The following is a 10,831-nucleotide window of genomic DNA, read 5'->3' as shown; positions in this document are numbered from 1 at the left end:
GAAGCGTCACGCTGACCGGCGCAACCCGGCGGGATATTCCGCCGGGCGGCGGCCCTGTCAGCGTGCTGTGGTTAACTGCTGAACATGGCCCGGTGCGCCTCGCGCCGTTGAGCCTGCAGCGCCGGATCCGGAACGGGCAGCGAAGCGACCAACCGCTGGGTGTACGGGTGCTGCGGATCGCTCATGATCTGGTTTCCAATGCCCTCCTCCACGAACTCGCCCCGCAGCAGCACTCCCACGCGGTGTGCAAGCATGTCGACGACGGCAAGGTCGTGACTGATGAACAGTGCGGCAAAGCCAAACTCGGCCTGGATTTCCTTGAACAGCTCAAGCACCTTCGCCTGCACGGAGACATCCAGGGCGCTGGTCGGTTCGTCGGCCACCAGCAGCTTCGGATTCAGCGACAGCGCGCGGGCCAGGCTGGCGCGCTGACGCTGCCCGCCCGAGAGCTCATGCGGATACCTGTCGATGAAGTTCGATGGCAGCTGGACGGCATCCATCAACTCCAGGACGCGTTTGCGGATATCCCGGGCCGAGCGCTTCTCGTGGATCGCGACCGGTTCGGCCACACACTCACCGATGGTCAGGTGCGGGTTGAACGACGCAGCCGGGTCCTGGAAAACAAACCCGATGTCCTTGCGCAGCGGTTTGAAAGTCCGTTCCTTGAACCCGACCATTTCGTAGTCGAAGACCTTCAGGCTTCCACCGGTGGCGCGGTTGAGCCCGGCAATACAGCGGCCAATGGTGGTCTTACCAGAACCGGACTCCCCCACCAGGCCATAGACTTCGCCGGCCGAGATCTGGAAACTGACCCGGTCCACCGCTTTGAAGGCGGGCTGGCCAAGGCGGCCGGGATACTCGATCTCGAGGTTCTTCGCCTGGACCAGCACCTCGCCGAACTTGGGCGGGCTCGCTGCGAACCCCGCCGACGCCGAATTCCTGCCCAGGTGCGGCACGGCGGCGAGCAGCTTCTTCGTGTAGTCCTGCTGCGGGTTGGCAAAGAGTGCCGTGGCATCCGCTTCTTCGACGACGTCGCCCTGGTACATCACGACGACGCGGTCGGCCAGATCGGCCACAACGCCCATATTGTGCGTGATCAGCACAATAGACACGCCATACTGGTCCCGCAGGTCCCGCAGCAGCTGCAGGATTTCGGCCTGCACGGTGACATCCAGGGCAGTCGACGGCTCGTCGGCGACGATCAGTCCGGGATTGAGCGCCAACGCGGCGGCAATCACCACACGCTGTTTCTGCCCGCCGGAGAACTGGTGCGGATAGTAGTCCACCCGGTGCTCCGGATCGGGAATTCCGACCTTGGTCAGTGCCTCGATGGCCCTTGCGCGGGCCTCCTTCTTCGAAACCTTTCCATGCGCGCGGATGCCCTCGGAGATCTGCCAGCCGACCGTGAAGACCGGATTGAGCGCGGTCGACGGCTCCTGGAAGACCATCGCCACGTCCTTGCCACGGATCTGCCGCATTTTCTGCGCCGAAACGGAGATGACGTCGTTGCCGTTGAGCACGACCGCCCCGGAACTGACCGCCGTTTCAGGCAGCAGCCCCAGGATGGTTTTGGCCGTGACGGTCTTGCCCGAACCCGATTCACCTACGATGGCGACGACCTCGCCGGAACCAACATCGAGGCTGACGTCCTTGACCGCCGGCACATCGCCACCATCGGTGGCAAAGGTTACTTTCAGATGATCAATGGACAGTACGGGTTTCCCCAGGTTTGAGGGAGTTGCAATCTGTGTCATTTCGCTGCCTCCACTCCGGTTCCATCGACGTCGGCGACGGTGGGCACCGTCTCGACCGTTGTCCTGCCTTCCTGCGTCCGGGTCTTGCCGGCACGCTTGCGGCCTCGCAGTCTCGGATCATTCAGGTCATTCATGCTTTCTCCTACCAACGTCAGGCCGAGAACGGTCAGCACAATGGCGAGTCCGGGGAACAGTCCGGTCCACCAGATGCCGCTCGATGCGTCGGCCAAGGCCCGGTTCAGGTCATAGCCCCACTCTGCGGCGGACGTCGGTTCAATACCGAAGCCGAGGAAGCCCAGTCCCGCGAGGGTCAAGATGGCTTCCGACGCGTTCAATGTGAAGATCAGCGGCAGCGTCCTGGTCGCATTGCGGAAGACGTGCCGGCTCATGATGCGGATGTTCGATGCGCCAACAACTTTGGCCGATTCGACGAAAGGTTCGGCCTTAAGCCGGAGTGTTTCGGCCCTGGTCACACGGAAGTACTGCGGGACGAACACCACGGTCAGGGCGATACCTGCCGCCATGATGCCGCCGAACAGGTTCGACTGCCCGCCGCTGATGACAATAGACATCACAATCGCAAGCAGCAGTGCGGGGAACGCATAGATCGCATCCGCCACCACCACGAGCACCCGGTCGATCCAGCCACCGAGGTAACCCGAGATCAGACCCAGGATAATGCCGGCGAAGATCGAGAGGACGACGGCGACGATGATCACCAGTGCCGCCGTCGGAGCTCCCCAGATCACCCGGGAAAAGACGTCATAGCCGCCAACCGTCGTGCCCCAGAGGTGATCGGGCGACGGCGGCATCTGGGCGCCAAATCTGCCCGACTCGTCCGATGACTGGGCAAACCCATAAGGAGCAATGAGCGGAGCGAAGATGGCGGTCAGGACGAAGATGCCTGAAAGCACGAGCCCTATGACCAGCATGGTCCGCTGCAGTCCAACGCTTTTGCGCAGATGGGAAATCACCGGCAACCGCGACCACTTGGATTCTTTATTCATACCCGCCATGATCAGTACCTCACTCTCGGGTCAATCAGCGCGGCGATAATGTCGACAAGGAAGTTCGTGAAGGCGACAATCACGGCCAGCAGCATCACAATTCCTTGCACCGCAACAAAGTCGCGGGCGGTCAGGTACTCAGCCAGTTTGAAGCCCAGCCCCGGCCAACCGAACGTGGTCTCCGTCAGCACGGCGCCACCGACTAGCAGCGCCATCTGAAGGCCCATCACGGTAACGATCGGGATCAGTGCCGGTTTGTAGGCGTGCTTGGTGACCAGCCTGTATTCGCTGACGCCGCGGGAACGGCCGGCCTCGACGAAATCAGAGCCGAGAGTGCCAATCACGTTGGTCCGGACCAGCCGGAGGAATACACCCGCGGTCAGCAGACCCAGCGCGATCGCAGGCAGAACTGCATGCGAAAGCACGTCGAGGGCAATGGTGAGGTTTCCGGCGCGCAGCGCGTCGAGCAGATAGATGCCGGTCGGCGCCCGCAGCCCTTCAAGCTCAGCCAGATAGTTCGTCCGTCCTGCCACTGGCAGCCAGTCAAGCCATACCGAGAAGACCAGCTTCAGCAGCAGACCGGCGAAGAAGACCGGCGTTGCATAAAAGAGGATGGCGGAGAAACGCAGAACGGCGTCGGGGCCACGGTCGCGCTTGTAGGCGGCAAGCATTCCGAACGGGATGCCGATGATGAAGGCGACAATCAGCGCGTAAAACGCCAGTTCCAGCGTCGCCGTACCGTAGTTGACCAGCAGTGACGTCACCTCGGTATTGTCCGAAAGCGTCGTTCCGAAGTCGCCACGGATGATATTGCCCAGGTATTCGAAGTACTGGATGATGACGGGCCGGTCGTAACCGGCCTCTTCGATCCGTTCCTGCAGGGCGTCCGGTGGAAGCCGGCCCGCCATTGCCGCGGTGATCGGATCGCCGGTGATCCGCATCAGGAAGAACACCATGGTTACGAGAATGAAGATTGTGGGGAAGATCAGCAGGAACCTGATAAGGATGTATTTGCCGAGCCCCAGGCCTTGTTTCTTTGGCTTTTTCTCCGGCTCCTGCGCTGTAGCGCCCTCCGGAGTGTCGATCATTGATGTCATAACTACCTAGCTTGATATATAGGCCGGTCGTTCCGGCCTCCGGTAACACAGCAGTAAGTGGGCGGGACGGCCATTGGCACGCCCCGCCCACTCGAGACCGGTTTGCTACTTGGAGATAACTCCCAAACGGAACTTGTACGAAGCGTCCAGGGTGTCTTTTACGCCCTTGACGTCCTTACCCGCCACGGCAAGGCTCGAGCCCTGCAGCAGTGGCAGCGTCGAAAGGTCCTTGGCAACCTCTGTCTGGATTTCGCCAATGAGGTCCAGGCGCTCCTGCTCGTCCGTCGTCGTCCGCTGTTCGGCGATCAGTGAAGCGACTTCCTCGTCCTCGTAATGGTTGGCGAGGAAGTTACCCGGCGCGAAGAACGGACTCAGGTAGTTGTCTGCATCCGAGTAGTCCGGGAACCATCCCAGCTGGTACATCGGGTAGACGTCGCTGGTGCGGTCCTTGGAGTACTGGACCCACTCGGTGGACTGCAGATTGACGTTGAACAGGCCATCCTGCTCCAGCTGCGACTTGACCATGGCGTACTCGTCGCCGGAGGACGGGCCGTAGTGGTCACCGTTGTACTGGATGTTGATGGAAACCGGAGTATCGATGCCGGCCTCCTCCAGGGTGGACTTGGCACGCTCCAGGTCGGGGCCGCCGCTGCCGTCGCCGTACATTTCCTTCAGCGGTTCGATGGCGCCGGGCAGACCGGACGGAACGTAGGAGTAGGCCGGGGTGTAGGTGCCCTTGTAGACCTGTTCGGCGATCGCCTGGCGGTCAAGCGCGTGCGCCATGGCCTGGCGGACTGCAAGAGCCTTGTCCTCATCCGCGTTCTCGGTCTCAGCACCAAACGGCATGGTGTTGAAGTTGAAGACGATGTACCGAAGCTCGCCACCGGGACCCTTGAGGACCTTGACGTTGTCGTCACCTTCGAGATCCGCGACATCAGTCGACGAGAGGCTCCGGTAGGCGACGTCGATATTGCCCTGCTGCACATCCAGCTTCAGGTTGTTGGAGCTGGTGTAGTACTTCATTTCGACGTTTTCCGTCTTCGGCTCGCCGAGCAGTCCCTCGTAGCCCTCGTACGCGCTGTAGGCGATCAGTTCGTTCTTGCTGTACGTGTCAATGGAGTACTGACCGGCGAATGCCTTGCCGTCGACAATTTCCTGATCCGAAGTGATCTCATCGGCCGAGAACACTTCCTCGTCCACGATCGGTCCTGCCGGGCTGGTCAAGATCTCCGGGAAGGTCTGGTCGTTTCCAGCCTTGAGGTTGAACACCACGGTTGTCGGGTCGGGAGCGTCCACGCTCTCAAGGTTGCCGAGCAGCGCCGAAGGCCCGCTGGCATCCGCGATGCCGACCATCCGGTCGAAGCTGAACTTCACGTCCGAAGACGTCAGGTCATTGCCATTGGCCCATTTCAGGCCTTCCTTCAGCTTGACCGTGTACTCCTTGGGGGAAGTAAATTCGGCGGAGGTGGCAATGCTTGGTACCGGATCGGCGCTTCCCGGCTTGGAGTTGAGCAAGTACGGGTAAATCTGTGTCATCACGACACCGGAGCCATTGTCGTAGGAGCCGGCGGGGTCGAGCGAGGTCACTTTGTCCGTGGTGCCAACAACGATGGACTCGCCAGCTTCTTCGCTGCCGCCACCCCCGCCTTCGGTCGCTGGACCCGTGCACGCAGTGAGTGCGAGCGCACTCAGAGCGGCAGCGGCCACGGCAGAGCGCAGCCCTTTTTTCATCTTAGCCATCTGGGAACTTTCTTGTTCGATGATTATCGAGGTGGGCGCATGTGACTGCCCACACTTAATGATGCATTGTTTCTATCATCAGAAAGTCCAAAAGACCCGGTGAGAGCTCAGTTGAGACCGGAATTTAATCTAGATAACGAAAACTTGAAGCCCGCATCTACCGCCGTGGCGGCCGGGCTGGCGGCCCGTTGCGCCAGCTGAACGACGTCGTTCTCAGTGGGTCGACGACGCGCCCGCGGCCGGGACGAGGTCTGGACGCTCCAGTGAGCGCGCAGTGTCGATAGTCGCCTGGCCCAGCACGCGCGTTCCCTGGTAGATCACCACGGTCTGCCCCGGTGCGACTCCGCGCATTGGTTCGATCAGGGTGACGACCAGCTCCTCCCGGCCGTCCCCGGTGAGCTCGACGTGCGCCTTCGCGTTCACCGGGTCGCCATGGGCGCGGACCTGGGCCATGCAGTCGAATTCCGCCGACGTTCCCGTTCCAGCATCCCCGAGCGCAGCAGCCTCGGATGGCGGCAGGCCGCACCAGGAGACCTTGATACCGCGCATTTGATCAATGTTCAACATCCGCTCAGGACCGACCACGACCTCGTTCTCCTTGGGCCTGACTTCCAGGACAAACCGCGGCTTGCCGTCCGACGCCGGTGTGCCCAGCTTCAGCCCGCGGCGCTGGCCGACGGTAAACGCGTTTGCTCCCTCATGGGAACCGACCTTGGAGCCGGTTTCGTCGACGACGTCGCCGTCGCGCATTTCAATCTGCTCGGCCAGCCAGCCGCGGGTATCGCCGTCGGGAATGAAGCAAATGTCGTGGCTGTCAGGCTTCTTCGCCACCGACAGTCCGCGCTGCTCCGCCTCGGCGCGGACCTCTGCCTTGGTGGGGGTTTCGGCGAGCGGGAACATGGAGTGGCGCAACTGCTCGTGGGTCAGCACGCCGAGCACGTAGGACTGGTCTTTCGCCCAGTCGGCCGCGCGGTGCAGCTCCCGGTTGCCGTCGGCGTCCTCGATCACCTTGGCGTAGTGGCCGGTGCAGACGGCGTCGAAGCCGAGCGCGATAGCTTTCTCCAGCAGGGCAGCGAACTTGATTCGCTCATTGCAGCGCATGCACGGATTCGGCGTGCGGCCGGCGGCGTACTCGGCGATGAAATCGTCAACGACGTCCTCCTTGAACCGCTCCGAGAAGTCCCAAACGTAGTACGGAATTCCAAGGATGTCGCAGGCGCGCCAAGCGTCCCGGGAGTCCTCGATGGTGCAGCAGCCGCGGCTGCCGGTGCGCAGGGTGCCGGGCATCCGGGAGAGCGCAAGGTGGACGCCGACGACGTCGTGCCCTGCATCGACTGCCCGCGCTGCGGCGACGGCGGAATCGACTCCGCCGCTCATGGCTGCTAAAACTCGCATTTGGTGTATCTCCCTGGAACCGGTCGGTTCCGTGTTGTTTGTATCTTGCCCCGGTCGTGATTAGTTCGTCCGACCGATTCAAAGCCTGGTTTACCTGGTGCCGGCGGTTTGGATCGAGGAGGCATGACCGGCCATGCCCGCCTGTTTGGCACGGGAATACGCTTCCGGCAATGCCGTCAGCAAGGCATCCACATCGGCCTCCGTGGAGGTGTGTCCGAGCGTGAACCGCTGGGCTCCCCGGGCGGTGTCTTCAGCCAGGCCCATCGCCAGCAGCACATGGGACGGCCGCGGCACCCCGGCGGTACAGGCCGACCCGGTGGAAGATTCCACTCCCGCCGCGTCGAGCAGGAAGAGCAGTGAATCGCCCTCGCAGCCCGGAAAGGTGAAATGCGCGTTGCCGGGAAGCCTCTTCCCGGTGTTCTCCGGATCCCCAGGCCCACGCAACTGTGCTTCAGACGCCACCCGTGAGACGCCGTCGATCAACCGCTCCCGCAGCCCCGCTATCCGGGCGGATTCCTGCGGCAGATGTTCGACGGCGGATGCCGCAGCGGCGGCAAAAGCTGCGATGCCGGCAGTGTCCAAAGTGCCGGAACGGACATCCCGTTCCTGTCCGCCGCCATGGAGCACCGGAGTCAGCTTGACCGACCGCCCCAGCAACAGTGCACCAACACCGACCGGTCCGCCGATCTTGTGTCCACTGACAGCCATCGAGTCCAGTCCGGAGGCGGCAAAATCCACCGGTACGGAGCCGAATGCCTGCACTGCATCCGAGTGCACCGGAACGCCATGGGCATGAGCCAGCTTGACGACGTCGGCAATGGGCTGAATGGTGCCGACCTCATTGTTCGCCCACATCACCGTGACCAGGGCGATGCGTGGCTGCTCCAGCGCGGCATCGGCTTCCAACTCCGAGCGCAGCGCCTCGAGCGAGATTGTTCCGGAGGCATCAACCGGCAGCCAGACGACGTCGGCCCCTTCGTGGCGCTCAAGCCACTCGACCGTGTCCTGGACGGCATGGTGCTCGATGCCCGGGACCAGGATTTTGGTCCGGTTGGGATCGGCGTCCCTGCGGGCCCAGTACAAGCCTTTGACGCCGAGATTGTCCGCCTCTGTGCCGCCAGAGGTGAAAATGACTTCGGAGGGATGGGCGCGGGCCGCGGCAGCGAGTGCCTCGCGCGCGTCCTCGACCACCCTGCGGGCACGACGGCCTGAGCCGTGCAGCGACGACGGGTTGCCGCTACGGCTTAATTCTTCGGTCAGCACGGCCATTGCCTCCGCCACGAGTGGCGTGGTGGCCGCATGATCCAAATACACAGGATCTGATTTCACGGGCACCCAACGATTCTAAAGGCTCAGCCCGCTTCCCGCCGATTCTTATCCACAGGCCAGAATGCGAAGCGCGGCCGGTGCCGCCTGCACGGTGGCCGGCAGCGGACCGATCCGCTCGCCGTCCGCGTACGCGACAATGCCCGGTGCGTCCAGTTCCACCGCGGAGATGCGCTGTATCCGCACGGCGGGGTGCCCCACGTGGCGGCCGGAAGAAAACCTTCGGAAATACCGCCAGGAACCGCAGCCGGGACAGTGGCGAGACGATCACCAAATCCAGCTCGCCGTCGTCGTACCTGGCCTCCGGAGCGATCTTCATGCCGCCGCCCATCGACTGACCGTTGGCCACCGAAATCAGCACGGCATCGAGTTCCTTTGTCTTGCCGCCGAGCGTCACCGAGTAGGAATGGGGCCTGAACGTGGCGAGTTCGCGCAGGATGGCGCCGTTGTAACGGTTTGGCCCCTTGGGCCAGGACCAGCTGTTCGCCCGTTCAGTGACGACCGCGTCGAGACCTGCCGACAGCACCGCCGCGAAGTAGCTCGAAGTGCCGCCGCAATGCACCAGTCCGAGGTCCATGTAGCGTGGCGGAGCAGCCAAGGCAGACAGCAAATGGTCGACGGCGGCTTCCGGGTTCTTCCGTGGCAGCCCGAGCGTGCGTGCCACGTCATTTCCCGTTCCGGAGGCGACGACACCGAGTGGGATATCGCTCCCTGCCAGAGCATTGGCGCCGAGATGGACCATGCCGTCGCCGCCCACCACCACGAGGGCATCCACACCCGCTGCAGGACCGGTCCGGCGTACCGGAACAGGTCATTACACTGGTCGGGTGTTCCGCGTCCTCTTTTACACGCCCGAGATCCCCGGTAATACCGGCAATGCCATTCGCCTTGCCGCTGTCACTGGCGCCGAGCTGCACCTTGTCAGACCGCTGGGGTTCGACCTGGACGACGCAAAGCTCCGCCGCGCAGGCCTTGATTACCACGACCTCGCTGTCCTGCATGTCCATGACTCCCTGCAGGAGGCCTGGGCCGCACTGGAACCGCAGCGGGTCTACGCCTTCACCTCCGATGGCGAACAGTCCTACACTTCGGTGGAATACCTGCCCGGCGACGTGCTGCTCTTCGGCCCCGAATCCGTCGGGCTGCCAACTGACGTGAAACATGATGAGCATGTGACAGCCCGTCTCAGGCTCCCGATGCTGCCGTCGCTCCGGTCCCTCAATCTGGCAAACTCAGCCTCGATCGCCCTCTACGAAGCCTGGCGGCAGAACGATTTTCAGGGGTCACGGGACGCCTAAGCACACCACGGTGGAAGCTGATCTGTCGCACAGTCAGCACGCACCCATCCGAACCTTGCGCAGCCGCGAATAAGTGATGAAAGCATTTTGGCGGACCGGACTGGGATGAGGTGAGACGATGATGGCGACGGTCTACGCCGCGCCTGCATCGGAGTTTTCTCGCCTCCGGTCAGCATGGTCGCTACAGAATTTCCCTTCAGGGCGCATATGCTTGGAAGTCATGGACACCCCACAGGTCGGCCGGCGGACCAACAACGGCTATCAATCCACGGAGCGCCCTGCCCCAGCGGTATCCGCTGAGCGTTCAGAGCTGGTGGAGTTGCTGGCCAGGACCGGACGGGGCGATCAGGAAGCGTTCGCGCAACTGTACCGGCTGACGTCCCGGCGCGTTTTCGGCATGGCCAAACGGGTGCTGATTGATTCCGAGCTGAGTGAGGATGCCACGCAGGAGGTTTACCTGCAGGTCTGGAAGGCGGCCGGAAAGTATGATCCGTCGTCGGGCACTCCCCTTGCCTGGCTAATGACCATTGCGCATCGGCGCGCGGTGGACAAGGTCCGCTCCGAACAGAGCACTTCAGACCGCGAGGCCCGCTACGGAGCCGCCTCCCACGTCGTCGACCATGACGAAGTTGTCGAAGCGGTGACTGGGCGGATCGAAGCGGAAGCCGTCGTCGACTGCCTCAAAAGCTTGACCGATACGCAGCAGGAATCAGTGAAACTGGCCTACTACGGCGGACTCACCTACCGGGAAGTCGCCGAGAAACTCGAAGTGGCCGTACCAACCATCAAGTCCCGGATCCGGGATGGATTACTACGACTAAAAGCCTGTTTGGGGGTGAGTTGAGATGGAAAATAACAATAAGCAGTTCGCAGAGGACCTTCAGACGGACCTGGACGAGGGCCGGATTCTGGAGTGGGCTGAGGTGTATGCCTTGGATGCTGTGAGCGAAGAGGAGCGCACCACGATCGAGGTCTATATCTCAGCCGCTGCCCAGGATGTCCGCACCGCGTTCAATGAACGGGTACGGCAGGCGCGGGAGACCGCCACTGAAGCGTATGCAACCGATGTGGCCGAACCTCCTGCGGATCTGCTGGACCGGATCATGGCACGGCTGCCGGAGCATGAAATTGAACGACCGGCCGCGCAGGCCCCTGCCACCGCGGCCGCAGGTGCCGGTTCCCGGGACGGGGCCCAGGATGAGCTTGCGCTCCGC

Annotated in this window: 10 protein-coding genes; 3 read left to right on the top strand and 7 right to left on the bottom strand. The window is 62.6% G+C overall.

What is annotated here, in order from left to right; translation table 11 throughout:
• Positions 1 to 71: 71 nt before the first annotated feature.
• The 7 genes from Y707_RS0116870 to Y707_RS33540 all read right to left on the bottom strand — a co-directional run bounded on the left by Y707_RS0116870 (position 72) and on the right by Y707_RS33540 (position 9,094).
• A complete protein-coding gene (locus Y707_RS0116870; RefSeq protein WP_026535944.1) occupies positions 72 to 1,754 on the bottom strand; it encodes an ABC transporter ATP-binding protein in 1,683 nt (560 codons plus the stop codon).
• Positions 1,751 to 2,761, bottom strand: coding sequence for an ABC transporter permease (locus tag Y707_RS26990; protein ID WP_253905224.1), 1,011 nt, complete (start codon positions 2,759 to 2,761; stop codon positions 1,751 to 1,753). Before Y707_RS26990 ends, Y707_RS0116870 begins: the two co-directional genes overlap by 4 nt.
• Before the next feature lie 11 nt (positions 2,762 to 2,772).
• Positions 2,773 to 3,858, bottom strand: a complete 1,086-nt coding sequence (locus Y707_RS0116860; protein ID WP_026535943.1) for an ABC transporter permease — start codon at positions 3,856 to 3,858, stop codon at positions 2,773 to 2,775.
• Between the two features lie 105 nt (positions 3,859 to 3,963).
• Entirely contained in the window at positions 3,964 to 5,598 is a 1,635-nt protein-coding gene (locus Y707_RS0116855) for an ABC transporter substrate-binding protein (protein WP_026535942.1), read from the bottom strand.
• A gap of 213 nt (positions 5,599 to 5,811) precedes the next feature.
• On the bottom strand, positions 5,812 to 6,993 hold the full coding sequence (gene mnmA, locus Y707_RS0116850; protein ID WP_026535941.1) for a tRNA 2-thiouridine(34) synthase MnmA: 1,182 nt from the start codon (positions 6,991 to 6,993) through the stop codon (positions 5,812 to 5,814).
• Between the two features lie 90 nt (positions 6,994 to 7,083).
• Positions 7,084 to 8,262 carry a cysteine desulfurase family protein gene (locus Y707_RS0116845; protein WP_051442132.1) on the bottom strand — a complete coding sequence of 393 codons (1,179 nt, stop codon included), beginning with the start codon at positions 8,260 to 8,262 and terminating at the stop codon, positions 7,084 to 7,086.
• Complete coding sequence (locus Y707_RS33540; RefSeq protein ID WP_442853306.1) at positions 8,231 to 9,094, bottom strand: diacylglycerol/lipid kinase family protein; 864 nt, start codon at positions 9,092 to 9,094, stop codon at positions 8,231 to 8,233. Before Y707_RS33540 ends, Y707_RS0116845 begins: the two co-directional genes overlap by 32 nt.
• Positions 9,095 to 9,146: 52 nt before the next feature.
• On the opposite strand from Y707_RS33540, the gene Y707_RS0116835 reads away from it, so the two are divergent.
• The 3 genes from Y707_RS0116835 to Y707_RS32955 all read left to right on the top strand — a co-directional run.
• Positions 9,147 to 9,617, top strand: a complete 471-nt coding sequence (locus Y707_RS0116835) for a tRNA (cytidine(34)-2'-O)-methyltransferase (RefSeq protein ID WP_026535939.1) — start codon at positions 9,147 to 9,149, stop codon at positions 9,615 to 9,617.
• Positions 9,618 to 9,837: 220 nt separating this feature from the next.
• On the top strand, positions 9,838 to 10,461 hold the full coding sequence (sigK, locus tag Y707_RS0116830) for an ECF RNA polymerase sigma factor SigK (protein WP_026535938.1): 624 nt from the start codon (positions 9,838 to 9,840) through the stop codon (positions 10,459 to 10,461).
• A gap of 1 nt (position 10,462) precedes the next feature.
• Positions 10,463 to 10,831: RskA family anti-sigma factor (locus Y707_RS32955; RefSeq protein WP_442853305.1), on the top strand; the 369-nt coding region annotated here is incomplete at its 3' end.

This window comes from Arthrobacter sp. H14 (assembly GCF_000520495.1).
Lineage (GTDB): Bacteria > Actinomycetota > Actinomycetes > Actinomycetales > Micrococcaceae > Arthrobacter_C.
This window is presented reverse-complemented; position numbering and strand designations above follow the sequence as displayed.

What these genes read in the sequence shown, in the direction of transcription:
- sigK (WP_026535938.1), top strand. Translation starts at nt 9,838, where the DNA reads ATGGACACCCCACAGGTCGGCCGGCGGACCAACAACGGCTATCAATCC.
- Y707_RS26990 (WP_253905224.1), bottom strand. Translation starts at nt 2,761, where the DNA reads ATGAATAAAGAATCCAAGTGGTCGCGGTTGCCGGTGATTTCCCATCTG.
- mnmA (WP_026535941.1), bottom strand. Translation starts at nt 6,993, where the DNA reads ATGCGAGTTTTAGCAGCCATGAGCGGCGGAGTCGATTCCGCCGTCGCC.
- Y707_RS0116855 (WP_026535942.1), bottom strand. Translation starts at nt 5,598, where the DNA reads ATGGCTAAGATGAAAAAAGGGCTGCGCTCTGCCGTGGCCGCTGCCGCT.
- Y707_RS0116845 (WP_051442132.1), bottom strand. Translation starts at nt 8,262, where the DNA reads ATGGCCGTGCTGACCGAAGAATTAAGCCGTAGCGGCAACCCGTCGTCG.
- Y707_RS0116860 (WP_026535943.1), bottom strand. Translation starts at nt 3,858, where the DNA reads ATGACATCAATGATCGACACTCCGGAGGGCGCTACAGCGCAGGAGCCG.
- Y707_RS0116870 (WP_026535944.1), bottom strand. Translation starts at nt 1,754, where the DNA reads ATGACACAGATTGCAACTCCCTCAAACCTGGGGAAACCCGTACTGTCC.